A 19,509-nucleotide genomic window follows, 5' to 3' on the forward strand; every position below is an offset into this window, starting at 1 on the left:
CCCTCGCCCCTACGCTTTCCCCCGCGCCAACGACGACTATGCTGTTGACGAGCCGGCGGGGTTTCGTCTGCCGCGACGGACCCGCCGACGTGTTCGACCGACAGCCAAGGAGTGGCCACCATGCGCAATGCCGAGATCGCCCGTCGTCTCACGACACTCGCCGACCTGCTGGAGATCGACGGCGCCAACGGCTTTCGGGTCCGCGCCTACCGCCAGGCGGCCCTGGCGGTCGAGAACCAGCCGCGCCAGATCGCCGACATGCTCGAGGCCGGCGAGGATCTCACCGACATCGAGGGCATCGGCGAGGATCTCGCCGACAAGCTCGCCACCCTGGTTCGCGACGGCCGATTGCCCGGGCTCGGCGATGCCGAGAAAAGGGTGCCACCGGCGTTGCGCGACCTGCTGCGTATCGACCAGCTGGGGCCCAAGCGCGTCAAGGCGCTCTACGACGAACTCGGCATTCAGGATCTCGACGACCTGAGACGAGCCGCACGCAACGATGAGATTCGCCGGCTTTCCGGCTTCGGCGAGAAATCCCAGGACAAGATCCTCGATGCCCTCGAGCGGCTCGACAGCGAAGAACGCCGCACACCGCTGCACGAGGCCCAGCAGGTCGCCGAACCGCTGGTCGAGTACCTGCGCGAGACCGGCGGCGTCAGCCGGGTCACCATCGCCGGCAGCTACCGCCGCCGCAAGGCTACCGTCGGCGATCTGGACATCCTCGCCGTATGCGACGATAGCCGGGCGATCATGCAGCGCTTCACCGGCTACGAGGAGGTCGACGAGGTCATTTCGCGGGGCAAGACACGCTCCAGCGTGCGCCTCGGCAACGGCCTGCAGATCGACCTGCGCGTGGTCCCGGCGGCGAGTTACGGCGCGGCACTCTACTACTTCACCGGCTCCAAGGCCCACAACGTCGCGGTTCGTCGCATCGCCGTCGACAAGGGGCTCAAGATCAACGAGTACGGCGTCAGCCAGGGCGACGAGCACCTGGCCGGGGAAGACGAGGAAGCGGTCTTCGCCCAGGTCGGCCTGCCCTTCATTCCGCCGGAGCTGCGCGAGAATACCGGCGAGATCGATGCCGCCTACCATGACCGGCTGCCCCGCCTGATCACGCTGGACGATATCCGCGGCGACCTGCACATGCACACCCGAGACACCGACGGCCGCGCCAGCCTCGAGGAGATGGCCGATGCCGGCAAGCGTCGCGGCTATGCCTATATCGCCATCACCGATCACTCCCAGCGGCTGCGCATGACACACGGCCTCGACAGCCGGCGCCTGCGCGAGCAGATGGCGGCGATCGATGCGCTCAACGAGCGGATCAAGGGCATTCGTGTCCTCAAGAGCCTCGAGGTCGACATTCTCGAGGATGGCTCACTCGACCTGCCCGACGAGGTGCTCGACGCGCTCGATCTGTGCGTGGCCTCGGTACACTCCAGGTTCGAGCTATCCCGCGAGAAGCAGACCGAACGCCTGCTCAGGGCGATGGACAACCCGCGGGTGCACATCATCGGCCATCCCACTGGGCGGATCATCAATCGTCGCGACGCCTACCCGCTGGATCTCGAACGCCTGATCGACGGCGCCCGCCAGCGCGACTGTTGCCTGGAGCTCAACGCCCAGCCTTCGCGGCTCGACCTGGGCGACCGTTACGCGCGTCAGGCCAAGGAGGCCGGCGTGATCCTCGCCATCTCCACCGACGCCCATGCCACCGGGCAACTGGGCAACATGCCCTACGGCATCGATCAGGCACGGCGCGGCTGGCTCGAGCCCGACGACGTGCTCAACACGCGCACGCTCGCGCAACTCCAGAAACGCCTGAAACGCCGCTGACACCCACACTGACGAGACTGGGCCATGGACGGCCGCGGCCGCCCGATCGACAATCGTCACTTCCGGTCATGCCTGCCAGGGAAACGCCATGTCATCCACCGCTACGCGCGACGCACTGCCTGCCTTCATCGCCCACCGCGGCCTCTCGGCCCGGGCCCCCGAGAACACCCTGGCGGCGGTGCGTGCCGCCCACGCCGCCGGCTGCCGCTGGGTCGAGCTCGACGTCCAGTTGCTCGGCGACGGCACGCCGGTGATCTGGCACGACGCGGGGACCCGGCGGTGCAGCGGCGAACGCAGGCGACTGAGCACGCTCGATCTGGCCGGTGCACAGCGGCTCGACGTGGGCCGCTGGTTCTCCGAAGCCTTTGCCGGGGAACGGATGGCCACCCTCGAGGCCATGCTCGAGCTGATCGTCGACCTCGACCTGGGCCTCAATCTGGAGTTCAAGGTCAACCGCGGCCGCGATGCCCGGGCGCTGGTCGAGCGCGTACTGCCCCGGGTCGAACGGCGGCTCGATCCCCAGCGCTGGCTGGCCTCGTCGTTCGATCGCACCGCCCTGCAGGCGCTGCGCCGCCTGCGTCCCGACCCCGAGCGACTGCGCCTGGGCCTGCTCTACGAGAAAGCGCCCCGTCAGTGGGCCGCTCAGGCGGCGTCGCTGTCGGCCTTCAGCGTGCATGTCGACTACCGCCGCCTGCGCGAGCCGCTCGCCCGAACGATCGCCGCCAGCCCCTACCGGCTGGTCTGCTACACCGTCAACGATCCACTGGCCGCCCGCCGACTTCGCGACTGGGGCGCCGCCGCCTTGATCAGCGACGATCCTCCGCGACTTGACCGAGGTCAATTGACGCGGGCAACGCCGTCGGCGGCCCTCAACCCCTGAGCCACCTTGCCGATAGGAGGGTAATGACCCTTCCATTGGCAAGGAGACCCGATGAATGCCTCGACCCTGATCGGCATGGTGGCCAGCTGCCTGCTGCTGGCTTGCGTGCTGCTGTTCACCGCCGAATCCCCGGACAGCTTTATCAACCTGCCGGGCCTGGCGATCGTGCTGACCGGCACCCTGGCCGCCACCTTCATCAGTTATCCCTTGCGGGAGGTGGTGCGCGTGGTCCGGCTGGTGGGGCTGGTCTTTCGCCGCGAGGACACCTACGTACGCGACGACATCCAGGAACTGGTCGACATGGCACGCCTGTGGTTCAAGGGAGACGTGCGCGCCGTCGAACGCGCCCTGGAAACCACCCGCAATCCCTTCCTGCGTACCGGCATCCAACTGGTGATCGCCAACACCAAGGAGCAGGAGATCATCGACCTGTTGCGCTGGCGCATCGCCCGGCTCAAGGCCCGCGAACATGCCGAGGCGCAGATCTTCCGCACCATGGCCGCCTATGCACCGGCCTTCGGCATGCTCGGTACCCTGGTGGGGCTGGTCAACATGCTCGAGGTCATGGACGGCGGCAGTCTCGCCCAGGTCGGCCCGCGCATGGCAGTGGCGCTACTCACCACCTTCTACGGCATCCTGCTCGCCAACCTGGTCTTCAAGCCGATCGCGGTCAAGCTGGAACGGCGTACCGAGGAGCGACTGATCGCCATGAACATGGTGCTCGAGGGCATCTCGCTGATTTGCCGGCGACGCCTGCCCTCCTTCATCGAAGAGACCCTGAACTCCTTCATGGCCAGCTATCGGGACGAGATCCGCGACCATCGCCCCGTGTCGGACACCACCGTGCCGGTTGACGGTGCCGCTCATGAGTGAAACGCATCAGGACCTGCTGCCCGGCCAGGGCGGGCCGAGCGAGGATGGCGAAAGCTGGCTGATGAGCTATCTCGACGTGCTCACGCTGCTGATCACGCTGTTCGTCCTGCTGCTGAGCCTGAGCGACCCGGCCACCGACGACCGGCCACCCTCGGCAGCGACGGCTGACCCCGGACGTCCCGCCACGAGCGGTGTTCAGCCACGGCACTCGGGGTTGTTGCCCCAACTGGAGGGTGTCGACGTCTCGCGCAGCGCCGCGGGTCTCAACCTGCGCATCCAGGATCGTCTACTGTTCGCCAGCGGCCAGGCCGAGCTGACCGATGACGGTCGCCGCATCCTGCAAGGCCTGGTTCCCTTCCTGTCGGACGTTCGGGGCGAGATCTCCATCGAAGGGCACACCGACGACATTCCCATTCATACCGCCCGCTACCCGTCCAACTGGGAACTCTCCAGCGCCCGTGCCAGTGCCGTACTGCGCTATCTGCTGGAGCGCGGCATTCGTGGCGAGCGCCTGCGGGCCATCGGCTATGCCGCGACCCGCCCCCTGCAACCGGGCGAGGACGCCGAAAGTCGGGCGGCGAACCGGCGCGTGGAACTGCTGATCCACGAGAAAAACCCGCGCGATAGCGGCAGTTGAGGCGCGATAGTCTTTTCAAGCTATCGATTTTTTTGAGATTTCATAACCTGTGTTAAACGCAAACTCCGAGTCCCGTGCCATGTTAAAGATGTTGAGCATGGATACGCCCAACGGGACAGCAGGGATGCACAGCGCACGCCCGGTCAGGGACGACCGGGACTTTGAACCCGCCACGGCCTTGTCTCCCGGTCACGGCGTTGACTTGCCCTCACCACCCCCGCAGAATCCCCCACCGTCGAGTCACAGGTGCTCGGGAAGCGGGTGAGACTCCCGCACTGCCCCCGCAACGGTATTCGCGTCCCTCGATGACAGGCTCAGGCCAGCCACTGCCCCACGGCGGGAAGGCGTCATCGGTTGTCGAGTCGAAAGCGCCCTTTCGTCCGCACGCGTCAGTCCGGAGACCGGCCTGCGTCTCTTCACTGGCTGATGCGGAGGGCTTCACCAGTGGCGACCGGTGCGTGGCTGCCCGGCGGCGCTTACCGTGTCGTCCCGGGCGATCCCCCGAGGCCCCTTGGCGGGCCGTCGTCACCCGTCCTCCTCATCGCGTAGCGATCACACAATACGCGCTTGAGGATCATTCCATGCCGTTCAAGAAGAATCCGCTGTGGCTGGCCCTGGGCCTGACCGCGGCGACCGGCGCCCAGGCCGATCAGCGCCTGGACACCCTGCAGGTCACCGCCAACCGCCTGCCCCAGACCCAAACCGACGTGCTCGCCAGCACCACGGTCATCGACCGCGACGAGATCGTGCGCCTGCAGGCCGACTCCGTGGTCGACCTGCTGCAGGCCCGTGCCGGCATCGAACTCACCCAGAACGGGCCACCCGGCACCCAGTCCAGCCTGTTCCTGCGCGGCAGCGAGTCCGACCACACCCTGGTGCTCGTCGATGGCGTGCGGATCAACTCGGCGACCAGCGGCGGTGCCAGCCTCGAATTCCTGCCGCTCTCCGCCATCGACCGCATCGAGATCGTGCGCGGCCCCCGGGCGGCGGCCTATGGCGCGGATGCGCTGGGCGGCGTCATCCAGATCTTCACCCGGCGCAGCACCGGCGCCGGGACCCAGGGCGCACTCAGCGTTCGCGCCGGCGGCAACGACACGACGCGCCAGTCGGCCTGGGTCGCCACCGGCGATGACGACACTCGCCTCGATGCCACGCTCTTTCACCGCCGGGGCGACGGCTTCAATGCCACCCGCGCCGATACCAGCGGCGAGCGCGACGGCTTCGACCGCGAAGGGGGCCAGCTGGGCTTCAGCCAGCAATTGAGCGACAGCGCCTCGCTGCGGCTCGATGCCCTGCGTCAGAACGTCGACGCCGAGTACGACAGCTGTTATCGCAGCGGCGACTTCTCCGCCCCGGAATCCCAGGACTGCCTCACCACCGGCTACCAGCAGGCCTTCAGCGGCCAGCTGGATGTCGCCGTCGACGACAGCTGGCACATGCAGGTCACCGCCGGGCATTTCGACGAGCGGCGCGAGGAGCGCTACGAGGGCGAGCGTCAGAGCCTGACCGAGACCCATCGCGACGAACTCGGCCTGCAGCATCGCTTCACTCGCGACAACGGCGTCGACCTGATCGGCGTCGACTACCGCCACGACTGGATCGACTTCGACAATCGCGCCGGCGCCGAGTACCAGCGCGACAGCCGCGAGAACGTCGGCGTCTATGCCCGGATCCAGCGTGACTACGGCCCGCACTCGCTGAGCGCATCGCTGCGCCACGACGACGACTCGCTGTTCGGCGGCCAGACCACCGGCAACCTCGGCTACGGCTATCGCCTGAGCGCCACGCAGCGCATCGGCGCGAGCTACGGTACCGGCTACAAGGCGCCCAACCTGAGCGACCTCTACGGCACCTTCAATCCCAACCCCGACCTGGATGCCGAGACCTCGAAGAACCTTGAGGCCTTCTGGGCCTTCGAACGCGATGCCTGGAACGCCCGCGTCACGGCCTTCGAGAACCGTATCGACGACCTGATCGTCTATACCGGCGTCTACCCCGACGCCAGCTACCGCAACGTCGACGAGACGCGAATTCGCGGTCTCGAACTGAGCGGTGGCTGGCAGGGACAGCGCCTGACCGGCCAGCTTTCGCTGACCGTCCAGGATCCGGAGGTGCGCCGCTGGTCGGATGACTACGCCGGCATCGAGCCCGGCGACCGGCTGATCAACCGGGCCGAGCGCTATGCCCGCCTCGACCTGGACTATGCGCTGACCCGCGACTGGCGGATGGGCTCGACCCTCTGGGCCTACAGCGAGCGCACCTCCTACGGCGGCGGCGAGGTCGGCGGCTATGGGCGGCTCGACCTGAGGGCGGCCTGGCAGGTCACGCCGCGCGTCGAACTCTCCGCCAAGCTCGAGAACGCGCTCGACCACGACTACCAACTGGTCGATGGTTACGATACCCGGGGCCGCTATCTGGAGGGCGGCGTCACCGTGCGCCTGTAAGCGACGCCCGCGCCCCCGGCATGGATTGCCGGGGGCGTGTGCGCCTCGTTATATTGACGCGGTTACCGGACGCCCGACGGGGAAGCGAGTCGCCATCGCGGCGTCCCGTCTACGGACCGGCCACGTGCCGAACGCACAGGCACCCGGCCCCATCACGTTCCAGGGAAGACACGATGAACCGACGCGATTTCTTGAAGGCCACCAGTGTCCTGGGTGGCGCCTTTCTCCCCCTGTCATCGGTGCTGGCCGCCGTCGATGCCCCCGCCAAGACCATCGGCCCCAGCGAATCCTTCAGTTATGCCTGGCTCAAGGGGCTGGCCCGTCACCTCTCCGAACAGAAGCACGACGGCGCCCAGGAGAATCTCCCCGCCGAGCTCCAGGGCCTGAGCTGGGACGAGTACCAGGCGATCAGCTTCCGCAAGGACCAGGATCTCTGGGCCGATATCGACCAGGCCCGCTATCGCGCCGAACTGTTCCATCTGGGCCTGTATTTCAAGAAGCCGGTGAAGATCTACGAGATCGTCGACGGCCAGGCCCGCGAGATCGCCTACGACCCGGCGATGTTCGACTACGGCAAGTCCGGCATCGACGGCGACGCCCTTCCCAAGGACCTCGGCTTCGCCGGGTTCCGCCTGTTTCACGACAACGACTGGAAGCGCGACATGGTGGCCTTCCTCGGCGCCAGCTACTTCCGGGCCGTCAGCGACTCGATGCAGTACGGCATGTCGGCACGCGGCCTGGCGATCGACACCGGCCTGCCGCGTGACGAGGAATTCCCCGACTTCACCCGTTTCTGGCTGGAGCGTCCCGACCCGCAGAGCAACGTGGTCACCGTCTATGCCCTGCTCGAATCGGCGAGCACCACCGGCGCCTACCGCTTCGCGATCAACATCGACGACGGCGTGACCATGGATGTCGACACGGCCCTCTACCCGCGCAAGCCGATCGAGCGACTCGGCATCGCGCCGATGACCAGCATGTACATGGTCGGCGAGAACGACCAGGCCGCCTACTGGGACTGGCGTCCCGAGATCCACGACAGCGACGGCCTGGCGATGCACACCGGCAGCGGTGAATGGCTGTGGCGGCCGCTGCTCAATCCCCGTCAACTGCGCTTCAACGCCTACGCCGACCAGAACCCGAAGGGCTTCGGCCTGCTCCAGCGCGATCGCAACTTCGATCATTACCAGGACGACGGCGTGTTCTACGATCGCCGACCGTCGGTATGGATCGAACCCAAGTCCGACTGGGGCAAGGGCGCCATCGATCTCATCGAGATTCCCACGCTCGACGAGACCTTCGACAACATCGTCGCCTTCTGGAATCCCGACCAACCCGTCCAGCCCGGCGACGAACTGCTGTTCGGCTATCGCATCTACTGGTGCGACTATCCGCCCTCGCAGCCGGAGCTGGCGCGCTGCGTGGCAACCCGCACCGGGCTGGGCGGCGAGGTCGGCCAGAAGCGCGAGTACTTCAGCTGGCGATTCGCGATCGACTTCCAGGGCGGTCCCTTCCCCTTCGACGCCGACCAGGACGTCGAGGTGGTACCGGTCATCGAGAACTCCGCCGGACGCATCGAGATCACCTCCGCCCGGCCGCTGCATTCGATCAATGGCTATCGGGCGATGTTCGACGTCGTGCCCCCCGACGACGGCACCGAGCCGATCAACCTGCGGGTCTATCTCAAGGCCGGCGACGAACCGTTGACCGAGACCTGGGTCTACCAGTGGACGCCGCCGCCCGCCGAGGATCGCGAACTGCACAACCCCGGGCACCTTTCCTGAGTTCATGGCCTGAATCCACGGCCCTTGCCGTCACGCGGCACCGCCCTATACTGTACATGAATACAGTATAGGGCGAGTCCCGCCATGACCATGAAACATCCCAGCCAGGCCCGCAAGGGCCGCGGCGCGACCTTCGATCCGCACAACCGCTTCGCCCCCAGCGTCAGCGAGGCCGTCGACGATGGCTGGTGGCAGGAAGCGTCCCCCGAACACATGGCCACCGAGGTCCGCGACGAACCGGCCAAGAGCGCGCTGTCGTGGAACCACTCCCCCGATCTCGGCTTCGATCGCTCCCTGAACCCCTACCGGGGGTGCGAGCATGGCTGCATCTATTGCTTCGCGCGCCCCAGCCACGCCTACTGGGACCTGTCACCGGGGATCGATTTCGAGACCCGGCTGATCGCCCGCACCGGCCTCGTCGAACGTCTGCGCGAGGACCTGTGCAAGCCCGGCTACGTCTGCCGACCGATCAACCTGTCGGGCAACACCGATTGCTATCAGCCACTGGAAGCCCAGCGTCACACCACCCGCCGGGTGCTCGAACTGCTGCTGGAGTGCCGCCATCCGATGACGCTGGTCACCAAGAGCGCACTGATTCTGCGCGACCGGGAACTGCTCGCGGCGATGGCCGAACGCCGCCTGGTGCGGGTGTTCGTCAGCCTCACCAGTCTCGACGACGATCTCAAGCGCACGCTGGAACCGCGAACCGCCTCGCCCGCGGCGCGCCTCAAGGTGATGCGCGAGCTGAGCGCCGCCGGCGTGCCGGTCGGCGCCCTGCTCTCGCCGATCATCCCGGCACTCAACGATCACGAGATGGAACGCCTGCTCGACGCCGCCAGCGACGCTGGCGCACGCACCGCCGCCTGGATGCTGCTGCGCCTGCCTCACGAGGTAGCGCCGCTCTTCGAGGATTGGCTCGCCACGCATTACCCACAGCGCGCCGCCAAGGTGATGAGCCTGATTCGCCAGAGCCGGGGCGGGCGCGCCAACGACCCGCGCTTCGGCCACCGCCAGCGCGGCGAAGGCGTGTTCGTCGACATGCTCGAACAGCGCTTCCAGCGGGCCAGCCGCCGGCTCGGCCTGGGGCGGCGTGCCGGGATGGGGCTCGAGTGCGGGGATTTCCGGCCACCGCATCGCCAGGGCGACCTGTTCGGGTAGGATGGGGGCCTATGAGGGTGTTTACAAAGTCGGCGAGCGAAGGCAAGACAAGGCAAAATCGGCCGAAAAAGCGGAGTTTACACGGAGTAAATGAGCATTTGAGGCCGATTTTAACGCCGTATTGTCGAGCGCAGGCATTTTGTAAACACCCTCTATGGATGTCGAGAGAAACCCCATGACCCTCAGCAAGACCCGCAGCAGTTTTCTTCGCCGCCTGTATGTCGCGCATCTGATCGACACCGGCACCGCCAGCGTGCCGGCGATCGTCACCGCCACCGGCATGCCGCGGCGCACCGCCCAGGATACGATACAGGCCCTCGCGGAGCTGGATATCCACTGCGTCTTCGAACAGAGCCGCGGGGAACGCCACCACATCGGCCGCTACGTGATTCGCGACTGGGGGCCGATCGACAGGGCCTGGGTCGAACGCCATGCCGAGTCGATCGCCACCCAGCTGGGCTATCGCTGAAGGGGATCGACTCCGTCGCCGACGGCCAGCGGGGCCCGGCCGGGATGCACCGTGACACGATCGCAACCACTCTGCTTGGACTGATACATGCCGGCGTCGGCGGCGCGCAGCAGCTCGCTCGCATCGCTGAATGCGTGCCATTGCTGGGTGGCGATCCCGTAGGAGGCCGTCACGAACAGTGGCCCGCTCTCCAGGTTGGCCAGGGGGGTCACCGCCAGCCGGGCACGCAGCCGCTCGGCGAAGGCCTGAGCGCCATGAGTGTCGCATCCGCCGAGCAGCACCACGAACTCCTCACCGCCGTAGCGACCGGCCTGCGCCTCGTTGCCCTGGGTCAGTTCCGCCAGCAAGGCCCCGAAGCGGCGCAGGACCTCGTCGCCGACCGCATGGCCGTACTGGTCGTTGACCGCCTTGAAACGGTCCAGATCGATGAACACCAGCGACAGGGGCCGTTCGGCCCGCTGCGCGTCGTCGAAGGCGCCGGCCAACGCCTCTTCGAGCTGCAGGCGATTGGCGAGGCCGGTCAAGGCGTCACGGCGTGCCTGCTGCGCCAGCTCGGCATGTTCGCGGCGCAGGGCTTCCAGCTCCTGGCGCTGTCGAAGCAGATCCTGCTGCAACTGCGCGTTGCGCTCCGCCAGCAGCATCTTGGCCTCGAGCATCAGCTGCTGGGGGTCGAGCCGCTCCGGCACGGCGACGTCGTAGAGGTTCGCCACGCCGGGCAACTGTTCCTGCAACCCCATCAGGCGCTCGATCAGGCTCTCGGTATCCAGGGAAAAGCAGGCCTCCACCGCCGCCATTTCGAGACTGAGGGCCGATTCACCCTGCAGCCAGCCATCGGCGATCCCGCCCGCGGCGATGATGCAGTTGGCCGCCCGAGCGGCCGGTCCGGCATCCTCGATCAGCGGGTCGTGACTGCCCGCGATCCAGTCGCGCATGCGCTGGGACAACCCCCAACGCTCGGCCAGCCAGGCGCCGACCATGGCGTGGTCGACGCCGAAGGCTTGCCGTTCGGCCTCGACCAGGCGGCGATGGTCGCCGGCCTCGGCGTGCAATGCCCGATAGCGTGCCGGGACACTGGCATGGAGCGCCAGGATGCCGATGTCCTGCAGCAGGGCAGCCGTGAAGAGCGCCCCGCTATCGGGCAGACTCAGCGACTCGGCCAGCGAGCGAGCGATCAACGCGCCGATCAGGGAACGCTGCCAGTAACGCTCGAGATCGAGCGTCTGCGCATCGTGCTCCGTGGCGGTGAAGACGAGACTGCAGCCCAACGCCATGGACAGGGTGCCTTCGAGCCCCACCCGGTGGACCGCCTGAGACAGGTCCTCGGCCGGCCGATAGCCCGCATAGATGACGGTATTGGCCAGCGACAGCAGGCGCGCCGAAAGCGCCGGGTCGCTGCCCAGCGTGGTCACGATCTCCTGGGTGTTGACATCGGGAGCGCGCGCCAATTCGATGACCCGCATCACCACCGTCGGCAGCGAGGGAAGCGTCGAGCAACGTTCGAGGGATTGGCTGAGCGTGTCGGGCAGCACGGGAGTCTCCTTGTCGTGTGTACCCGCATCGCGGTGAAACCGCCGGCGCTGGCGTCGACTCACGTCACCGCTCGATGTTGCCTGTCCCCTCGTCCCTGACGGATTCAGACATTCTTCGGGTATCTGGGCCAATACTTGTCATTCGGGGGCCTTACGTCAACCGAAATCGAGGGAAAAACCGGCGACATGACGGCATAATCCTGATTCAGTATCGACGGGCATTTTCACCGCATTTCTTCACCGGCATGAAAGCCATTGCGATCAAAGACCTGCCCGGTTCTCTTATCACCGTCCTTAAATTCAATCGTTTCAATCAGGCGTTTTTTTCAGAGGCTTTTTCATGACCGATCGCGACACACGACACCAGCGTTCCATGCAGAAACTCAAGCAACGCGTCGACGAACGCGTCGCCGCCGCGCAGGAGCAACGCGGCCTGCTGCTGGTCTTCACCGGCAACGGCAAGGGCAAGACCACCGCGGCCTGGGGCACGGTGACGCGGGCACTCGGCTATGGCTACAAGGTGGGGGTGGTCCAGTTCATCAAGGGACTGTGGGAATGCGGCGAGCGCGAGCGACTGCACGACGACCCCAACCTCGACATCGCGGTCATGGCCACCGGCTTCACCTGGGAAACCCAGAATCGCGACAGCGACACCCGGGCCTGTGAGCAGGCCTGGCAGCACGCCGAGCGCATGCTGGCGGACCCGGGGACCTATCTCGTGGTACTCGACGAGATCACCTACATGCTCAAGTTCGGCTATCTGGATATCGATACCGTGACCCGCGCCCTCACGCAGCGCCCTGCCGAGCAGACGGTGATCGTCACCGGGCGCAACGCCCATCGCGAATTGATCGAGATGGCCGATACCGTGACCGAGATGCACGACGTCAAGCACGCCTTCAACGCCGGCATCCAGGCCCGGCGGGGTATCGACTACTGAGTCGCGGCGGTGTCCGCCAGCGCCGCGCAGACCTCGGCCATGCCGTCGAGAAGCCGCGGCCCGGGACGGCTGATCAGATCCGGGCTCAGCGTGTAGAGGTGGTTCTCGCGCACCGCCGGAAGCAGTGACCAGCGCTGCCAAGCCGCCTGCCAGCCATCATCGGGCGCGGCGGCCAGAATCGCCTCGGGGTGCGCGGCGATCAACGCCTCCCGGCTGACCTGGGCCACCAGTACCGGCTGGTCGGCGAACAACGGCTCGCCGCCACAGGCGCGGATCACCTGGGTGACGATCTGACCGCCGGCCAGGGTGGTCAACGGCTCATGGCCGAGCTGGTAGAACACGCGAGGCGGCTCGGCCAGACTCTGGCGCTGGCTTGCCAGGCGTGCCAGGAATGCCCTGGCCCGCGTCTCGCCGCCGGCGGCGTGTCCGGTCAAGCGGCCCAGCTCGCGCAGCTCCTCGGCGACGTCCGCGAGACGCCGCGGCTCGCTGGCGTAGACGGCCACCCCCAGTTCGCGCAACCGAGCCACCAGCGCCGAGGGCGTGCCGCTGAGCCAGGTCACCACGAGATCGGGGCGCCGGGCGAGGATCGCCTCCGCCGACAGGCCTCGATAGCTGCCGACCCGGGGCAGCGCCCTGGCGGCCGGGGGATAGTCGCTGCCCGCGATGGCACCGACCAGGGCGTCGCCGGCACCCACCGCATAGAGCATCTCCACGGCGTGCGGGGCCAGGGCGACGACCCGCGTCGCCGGCGATTCGAGCGTCACCCGCTTGCCAGTGGCGTCCACCGCGGAGACACTGGCCCGAGCCTCGGGCAGGCAGGCACTCAGCACCAGGGCCAGCAGCAGGCAAGGCCCGGGCCCGATTCGTGAAAGAAACGTGCAACGCCGGAGCCGCCGGGAACCGTCGGCGTTTCCCGGGCTCCCATCAGGATACCGTCCCGCGGCGCTAACCCGACGATCGCCTCGGCCCCGGTCGGCGCGGTGTTCGGCCGCTCTTTTCCAGACAGGAGGTCTCATGTTGTCAGCCATCCCTCGCCGCTCGCTGTCGCGAGCCATGATCTTCACCGGCCTGATGGGCGCCAGCCTGCTTGCCCAGGCCCAGCCCGACACGCCCCCCAATCGGCTCAGCGTCCAGGCCCAGGCAACGCTGGCCGTGGCCCCGGACATCGCCACCTTGAACGCACGGCTCTGGGAGCGCACCCCCGCGGTGGCCGAGAGCGACGCCCGGCATGCCGATCCCGAGGCACTGGCCAAGGCCAGGGAGCGGCTGGAATCACGCACCGCCGAACTGATCCGCACGCTGGAGAAACAGGGTATCGACGACGGAGCGATCAACGCGGGCTCGCTGGTGGTCCGCCCCGACAGCGTCCAGCGTCGCGACGGCGATGGCCCTGGGGAAACCCTGGTGCGCACGCAACTGGAACGGCCGATCAGCCTGCGCATCGACGACCTCTCGCGGCTGCCGGCGATCCTCGACGCCCTGACCCGAGCCGGCGTCGATGCCCTGGACGGCGTGAGCTACGACCTGGCCGATCGCGACGCCGCCACCGACCAGGCCCTCGAGGACGCCCTCGAGAAGGCCCGTCACAAGGCCCAGTTGATGGCCCGGACGCTGGGCGTCGAACTCGGTGAGGTGCTGCAGGTCGACGAGACCGGCGTGCCCCGCTACACCCCGCAGATGATGAGCCTGCGTGCCGACGGCGCCGAGCGCAAGACGACCGCCGAATACCGCCCCGGCGAGATCGAACTCGATGCCGGGGTGTCGGTGGTGTGGTCGATCGAGAGCGCCGAAACACCGTAGCCGCAAGCCCGGGCCCCGGCGATCGACGCCGGGGCCGGGTGACCCTCAATCGACGTTGATCACCTCGAGGCCGCCCAGATAACCGCGCAGGGCCTCGGGCACGCGAATCGAACCGTCCGCCTGCTGGTAGTTCTCGAGCACCGCCAGCAGGCAACGCCCCACCGCCAGCCCCGACCCGTTCAGGGTGTGCAGCAGTTGCGGCTTCTTCTGCTCCGGACGCCGGAAGCGCGCCTGCATGCGGCGTGCCTGGAAGTCCTCGCAGTTGGAGACCGAGGAGATCTCGCGATAGGTCTCCTGGCTGGGCAGCCAGACCTCGAGATCGTAGGTCTTGGCGGCACCGAAGCCCATGTCGCCGGTACACAGCGTGACCACCCGGTACGGCAGTTCCAGCGCCTGGAGAATCGCCTCGGCGTGGCCGCGCATCTCCTCGAGCGCCTGATAGCTGGTCTCGGGATCGACCATCTGGACCATCTCGACCTTGTCGAACTGATGCTGGCGGATCATCCCGCGCGTGTCCTTGCCATAGGCGCCGGCCTCGCTACGGAAACACGGCGTATGCGCCGTCAGCCGCACCGGCAGCTCGCGAGCCTCGAAGATGTGGTCGCGGGCAAAATTGGTCAGCGGCACCTCGGCGGTGGGGATCAGGTAATACTCGTTGTCGCCCTCGAGGCGAAAGAGATCCTCGCCGAACTTGGGCAACTGGCCGGTGCCGGTCAAGGAGTCGCGATTGACGATGTAGGGGACGTAGCACTCCTCGTAGCCATGCTCGAGGGTCTGCTTGTCGAGCATGAACTGGGCCAGCGCCCGGTGCAGCCGCGCGATGGGGCCGCGCATCACCGCGAAGCGCGAGCCGGTCAGCTTGGCGGCCATCTCGAAGTCCAGATAACCGTGCTTGGCGCCGAGATCGACATGGTCGCGCACCGCGAAGTCGAAGGTGCGCGGCGTGCCCCAGCGGTGCAGCTCGACGTTATCGGCCTCGTCGTCGCCCTGCGGCACGCTCTCGTGGGGCAGGTTGGGCAGCCCGGCCAGCAGCGCCTCGAGTTCACCGCTGACCTCGGCCAGCCTGGCCTTGGCGGCATCCAGCCGCTCGCCCATGTCGCTGACCTCGTCGAGCAGCGGCTGGATGTCCTCGCCCGCCGCCTTGGCCTTGCCGATCGCCTTGGAGCGCACGTTGCGTTCGTTCTGCAACCGTTCGGTCTCGGTCTGGAGGTCGCGCCGCTGGCCTTCCAGCGACTCGAACCGCGCGGTGTCCAGCGTGAAGCCGCGGGTGGCCAAACGTTGCGCCACGTGGGCGAGCTCACTGCGAAGCAGCCTGGGATCGAGCATAAGAGCCTTTCCATTGACAAATAGCGATGGGAACGGCCGTCGCCCGCGGACAGCAGCGCGGCGGACGGCGAGGCCAGCCATTGTAAAGAATTCGCCGGACGCGAGCCACGCGCCCACTCGCTTATCGGGCTGAATCGATGAACCTTCCTGCCGATAGCACGTATGTCTAGCCGGTTCATGGCCTATCGTCTATGATCGGTCGGACAAAAAGGCCCATAAGGCCATATTCGAACGAATTCGTAAGACAAATTCAGCCCTCTCCTCTTTCACAAAGGCATCACGATGACCCCGACCGCAAAGCGATCCCTGTTCTCCGGCCTGATCATGGCCGGCACCCTGGCCATCACCAGTCAGGCGCTGGCCGCCACCACCATCCGCCTGGGCTGGACGACCGCCGACAGCGACGTCGACCCCTACGCGATCACCGCGCACTACTTCGCCGAAGAGCTGGACAAGGCCGCCCCCGACGAATTCGAGGTCAAGTTCTTCCCCAACCACCAGCTCGGCGATGACACGGAAATGCTGCAGGGGATGCAACTGGGCATTCTCGACGCCGGCGTGATCACCGGCACGCAGATCAGCACTCTGGACACGGCCTTCCAGCTCAACGACCTGCCCTTCCTCTACGCCAACAGCCAACAGGCCCACGAAGTGCTCGACGGCGAGATCGGCCAGGCGCTGATGGACCGCCTGGACGCCCAGGGCATCGTCGGGCTGGGCTTCGCCGAAGCCGGCTTCCGGAACACCATCAACAACGTGCGTGCCATCCAGACTCCCGACGACTTCGACGGCATCAAGCTGCGCGTCCAGCCCAGCGACCTGTACATCGCCAGCTTCCGGGCGCTGGGTGCCAATCCCACGCCGCTGGCCTGGAGCGAGGCCTTCACCGCCGTACAGCAGGGCACCGTCGACGGCCTGGAAATCCCGTTGCCGGTGATTTATGCCAACAAGTATCCCGAGGTCACCAAGTATCTCTCGTTGACGCAGCACACCTACAACGCCCTGGGACTGTTGATCTCCAAGCAGACCTTCAAGAGCCTCTCCGCCGACCAGCAGGCGACCGTCCGCCAGGCCGCGCAGAAGGCGATCGCCCGCCAGCGCGAGACGGTGGCCAGCAACAACGACAAGATCCTGGATCAGATCGAGAGCCAGGGCATGCAGGTCAACCGGGTCGAGAACGTCGCCGCCTTCCGCGACAAGGTCAAGCCGGTGTACGAGGAGTATCGCGACAAGATCGGCAGTGACCTGCTCGATCGCGCCCTGCAGATCACGACTCAGTAATCCCTCGAGGCCCGGCCTGGCGCCGGGCCTTCCTGCGTGGACTCTCCGTCATGTACCGCTATCTCGACGACGCCAGTCGGCTGTTGGCCAGGGCGACCCGATACCTGGGCGCCATCACGGCATCGATCATGATTCTCACCCTGCTGCTGGGCGTCTTCTATCGCTACGTGCTGCAGGACTCCCTGGCCTGGTCCGATGAGGTCGCCCTGCTGGCCGCCTCCTGGACGGTCTTCCTGTTCGCCAGCGAGCTGGTGCGGCGCTTCGAGCACGTGCGCGTCACCCTCCTGCTCGGCTGGCTTCCCGGTCGTCTCGCGGGGCTGCTGGAGCGCCTGAACGTGCTGCTGGTGCTGCTCTTCGGCATGGCCATGCTCTGGACGGGCTATGGCTTCATGGAGTTCACCCTGGGCCAGGTCTCGCCGGCGATCCGTTATCCGTTGTGGCTCAGGAACGCGGCGCTGCCGGTCAGCGGCCTGCTGATCAGTTTCCACGCCGCCGTGCTGCTGCTCCGCCCCCACTCGCTGAACGACTTGAGGACACCGCAACATGGGTGAAACGGGACTCGTGCTCACGCTGGGCCTGTTCGGCCTGCTCGCCCTTGGCGCGCCCATCGCCATCGCCCTGGGCCTGCTGACCCTGGTGGGCATCTGGATGGCGGATCTCAACCCGCTGATCGCGGCCCAGCGTTTCATCGCGGGCAGCAGCTCGACGGCACTGTTGGCCATCCCGGGCTTCATCTTCGCCGGTGAGCTGATGGGCGCCGGCGGTCTATCGCGGCGCCTGGTGAAAGTCGCATCGGCCTTCGTGGGCCATCTTCCCGGCGGCCTGTCGATCTCCACCGTCGGCGCGGGGACCTTCTTCGGCGCCATTTCCGGTTCGGCGCCGGCAACCACGGCGGCGATCGGCTCGATCATGATCGACGAGCTGGAAACCCGGGGCTACAAGCGGGGCTATGCCGCCGCCCTGGCCACCGCCGTCGGCCCCCTGGGCCAGATGATTCCGCCATCCATTCCCATGGTGATCTGGGGCGTGCTCTCCGAGGAATCGATCTCCCAGCTGTTCCTCGCCGGTGTGATCCCGGGTCTTCTCGCGGCTGCCGGCTTCTGCGTGATCAGCGTCCTCTACGCCAGGCGCCAGGGGATCCAGGGCCAGCCACGCGCCTCCGGTCGCGAGATCGTCGACGCCCTGCGCGACGGCATCTGGGCGCTGATCGCGCCCGTGGTGATCCTGGGGGGCATCTACGGCGGGATCTTCACGCCCACCGAGGCGGCGATGGTCGGGGCGCTCTACAGCGCCATCATCGGGGTGTTCGTGCATCGCGACCTGCAGTTGCGGCAACTGCCCGGCCTGCTGATCGGCGCCATGCGCACCACCGCGGTGATCATGTTCATCATCGTCACGGCCTCCGGTTTCGCCTGGGTGATCGCCAGCGAACAACTGCCGACCCGGATCACCGAGCTGATCCTGGGGCTGACCAGCAATCCGATCCTCCTGCTGCTGTTCATCAACCTGCTGCTGCTGGCGCTGGGCGCCGTAATGGACAATATTTCCGCCATGGTCATCATGAGCGGCGTTCTCATCGGACTCGGCACGCAGATCGGCCTGGACCCCATCCAGCTCGGCGCCATGGTGGTGATCAACTTCGCTGTCGGCATGGTCACGCCACCGCTGGGCTATTCGATCTTCGTCGCCTCCTCGGTGAGCGGCATGAGCATCGAGCGCATCGCCAGGCACTTGCTGCCCTTCCTGGCGGTGCTGCTGATCGTCGTGGGTTTGATCGCCTACGTGCCGGCCGTGACGCTATGGCTGCCCGGGCTGGCCCAATGACGCACGCACGAAAACCGGCCCCGACCGCCGCGCGGCGCGGTCAACGCCTGTCGGCCACGATCGTCGCCACGCTCGAGCGGGAAATCCGCGAAGGCCACTATCCGCTGGGCTCCCGGTTCCCCACCGAAGCCAAGCTCATGGCCCGCTTCGGCAGCAGCCGCGCGGTGATCCGTGAGACGATCGCCGAGCTGCGACAGGCGAACCTGGTGGTCACCCAGCAGGGAAGCGGCACCTATGTCGCCTCGGTGCTGCCCGAGCGCTCGGTGTTTGCGATGACGGCGGACGCCGTCGACCAGCAGGAACTGCGCTACATCTACCAGATGCGCCGCGAGATCGAGGCCGGCGCGGCGGCGCTCGCCGCGACCCACGCCACACCGCAAGATCGCGACGCGATCGCCGATGCCCTGGCGCGGCTGGCGGAGAGCCTGCAACACGGCGATCCCGGCGACGCCCATGACCTGGCGCTTCACCAGGCCATCGCGCAGGCCACCGGAAATCACTACTTCTCTGATTTCATTGATTTTTGTTATAACCGCATGTCGACGGCAATCAGCACGGCCCGGCACAACTCGGCCCGTGATGCCACCCTCGAGCAGATCGCCCAGGCCGAACACCACAACATCGTCGACAGTATTCTCAACCGGGAGCCCGAGGATGCCCGCGCCGCCATGCGCCTGCACCTGACCAACGCCATGCGCCGCCTCGGCCTGCAGTCTCCCACCGGATAG

At 66.9% G+C, this 19,509-nt stretch carries 18 protein-coding genes and 1 riboswitch; of the genes, 15 read left to right on the top strand and 3 right to left on the bottom strand.

Translation table 11 applies throughout. The annotated features are described in order from the left end of the window. Positions 1 to 120 precede the first annotated feature (120 nt). The 8 genes from polX to D0901_RS19745 all read left to right on the top strand — a co-directional run bounded on the left by polX (position 121) and on the right by D0901_RS19745 (position 10,081). A complete protein-coding gene (gene polX / locus D0901_RS19710) occupies positions 121 to 1,836 on the top strand; it encodes a DNA polymerase/3'-5' exonuclease PolX (RefSeq protein WP_129142009.1) in 1,716 nt (571 codons plus the stop codon). Between the two features lie 88 nt (positions 1,837 to 1,924). After that, complete coding sequence (locus D0901_RS19715) at positions 1,925 to 2,716, top strand: glycerophosphodiester phosphodiesterase family protein (protein ID WP_129142010.1); 792 nt, start codon at positions 1,925 to 1,927, stop codon at positions 2,714 to 2,716. A 51-nt stretch (positions 2,717 to 2,767) separates the two neighbouring features. Further along, a complete protein-coding gene (locus D0901_RS19720) occupies positions 2,768 to 3,589 on the top strand; it encodes a motility protein A (protein WP_129142011.1) in 822 nt (273 codons plus the stop codon). Continuing rightward, complete coding sequence (locus D0901_RS19725) at positions 3,582 to 4,226, top strand: OmpA/MotB family protein (RefSeq protein ID WP_129142012.1); 645 nt, start codon at positions 3,582 to 3,584, stop codon at positions 4,224 to 4,226. Before D0901_RS19720 ends, D0901_RS19725 begins: the two co-directional genes overlap by 8 nt. A 227-nt stretch (positions 4,227 to 4,453) precedes the next feature. Then, positions 4,454 to 4,650, top strand: a riboswitch (cobalamin riboswitch). Positions 4,651 to 4,807: 157 nt separating this feature from the next. Next, positions 4,808 to 6,670: a TonB-dependent receptor domain-containing protein gene (locus D0901_RS19730; protein WP_129142013.1), complete on the top strand. Its 1,863-nt coding sequence runs from the start codon at positions 4,808 to 4,810 to the stop codon at positions 6,668 to 6,670. Between the two features lie 173 nt (positions 6,671 to 6,843). Then, a complete protein-coding gene (locus D0901_RS19735; RefSeq protein ID WP_129142014.1) occupies positions 6,844 to 8,454 on the top strand; it encodes an OpgD/OpgG family glucan biosynthesis protein in 1,611 nt (536 codons plus the stop codon). Between the two features lie 84 nt (positions 8,455 to 8,538). Beyond that, a complete protein-coding gene (locus tag D0901_RS19740; protein ID WP_129142015.1) occupies positions 8,539 to 9,612 on the top strand; it encodes a PA0069 family radical SAM protein in 1,074 nt (357 codons plus the stop codon). Between the two features lie 175 nt (positions 9,613 to 9,787). Continuing rightward, positions 9,788 to 10,081, top strand: coding sequence for a winged helix-turn-helix domain-containing protein (locus tag D0901_RS19745; RefSeq protein ID WP_129142016.1), 294 nt, complete (start codon positions 9,788 to 9,790; stop codon positions 10,079 to 10,081). On the opposite strand, the gene D0901_RS19750 is transcribed toward D0901_RS19745, so the two are convergent. Next, on the bottom strand, positions 10,072 to 11,610 hold the full coding sequence (locus tag D0901_RS19750) for a sensor domain-containing diguanylate cyclase (protein ID WP_129142017.1): 1,539 nt from the start codon (positions 11,608 to 11,610) through the stop codon (positions 10,072 to 10,074). The genes D0901_RS19745 and D0901_RS19750 overlap by 10 nt on opposite strands. 17 nt (positions 11,611 to 11,627) lie before the next feature. Here D0901_RS19750 and D0901_RS19755 point away from each other — a divergent pair, with 17 nt between their 5' ends. Together D0901_RS19755 and cobO are read left to right on the top strand one after the other, a co-directional pair. Further along, positions 11,628 to 11,954, top strand: a complete 327-nt coding sequence (locus tag D0901_RS19755; RefSeq protein ID WP_129142018.1) for a hypothetical protein — start codon at positions 11,628 to 11,630, stop codon at positions 11,952 to 11,954. Beyond that, positions 11,951 to 12,550 carry a cob(I)yrinic acid a,c-diamide adenosyltransferase gene (cobO, locus tag D0901_RS19760; RefSeq protein ID WP_129142019.1) on the top strand — a complete coding sequence of 200 codons (600 nt, stop codon included), beginning with the start codon at positions 11,951 to 11,953 and terminating at the stop codon, positions 12,548 to 12,550. The genes D0901_RS19755 and cobO overlap by 4 nt, the downstream gene beginning before the upstream one ends. On the opposite strand, the gene D0901_RS19765 is transcribed toward cobO, so the two are convergent. Further along, positions 12,544 to 13,380 carry a cobalamin-binding protein gene (locus tag D0901_RS19765; RefSeq protein WP_203234915.1) on the bottom strand — a complete coding sequence of 279 codons (837 nt, stop codon included), beginning with the start codon at positions 13,378 to 13,380 and terminating at the stop codon, positions 12,544 to 12,546. The two genes, cobO and D0901_RS19765, sit on opposite strands and share 7 nt — an antisense overlap. Before the next feature lie 184 nt (positions 13,381 to 13,564). Here D0901_RS19765 and D0901_RS19770 point away from each other — a divergent pair, with 184 nt between their 5' ends. Further along, entirely contained in the window at positions 13,565 to 14,350 is a 786-nt protein-coding gene (locus D0901_RS19770) for an SIMPL domain-containing protein (RefSeq protein WP_129142021.1), read from the top strand. A 45-nt stretch (positions 14,351 to 14,395) separates the two neighbouring features. Here the strand turns inward: D0901_RS19770 and serS are convergent, their stop codons facing one another. Next, positions 14,396 to 15,676: a serine--tRNA ligase gene (gene serS, locus D0901_RS19775; RefSeq protein WP_129142022.1), complete on the bottom strand. Its 1,281-nt coding sequence runs from the start codon at positions 15,674 to 15,676 to the stop codon at positions 14,396 to 14,398. Between the two features lie 282 nt (positions 15,677 to 15,958). Here serS and D0901_RS19780 point away from each other — a divergent pair, with 282 nt between their 5' ends. Genes D0901_RS19780 through D0901_RS19795 form a run of 4 tightly spaced genes read left to right on the top strand, consistent with a single transcriptional unit; the run spans position 15,959 to position 19,509 of the window. Next, a complete protein-coding gene (locus tag D0901_RS19780; protein WP_129142023.1) occupies positions 15,959 to 16,957 on the top strand; it encodes a TRAP transporter substrate-binding protein in 999 nt (332 codons plus the stop codon). Positions 16,958 to 17,007: 50 nt separating this feature from the next. Beyond that, positions 17,008 to 17,508 (top strand): TRAP transporter small permease, encoded by a 501-nt coding sequence (locus tag D0901_RS19785; RefSeq protein WP_129142024.1) that lies wholly within the window; start codon positions 17,008 to 17,010, stop codon positions 17,506 to 17,508. Next, the gene (locus D0901_RS19790) at positions 17,501 to 18,781 is read left to right on the top strand and encodes a TRAP transporter large permease (RefSeq protein ID WP_129142025.1); all 1,281 of its coding nucleotides are present in this window, start codon (positions 17,501 to 17,503) and stop codon (positions 18,779 to 18,781) included. Before D0901_RS19785 ends, D0901_RS19790 begins: the two co-directional genes overlap by 8 nt. Next, a complete protein-coding gene (locus D0901_RS19795; protein ID WP_129142026.1) occupies positions 18,757 to 19,509 on the top strand; it encodes a FadR/GntR family transcriptional regulator in 753 nt (250 codons plus the stop codon). Before D0901_RS19790 ends, D0901_RS19795 begins: the two co-directional genes overlap by 25 nt.

It is taken from the genome of Modicisalibacter coralii (assembly GCF_004117855.1).
GTDB lineage: Bacteria > Pseudomonadota > Gammaproteobacteria > Pseudomonadales > Halomonadaceae > Modicisalibacter > Modicisalibacter coralii.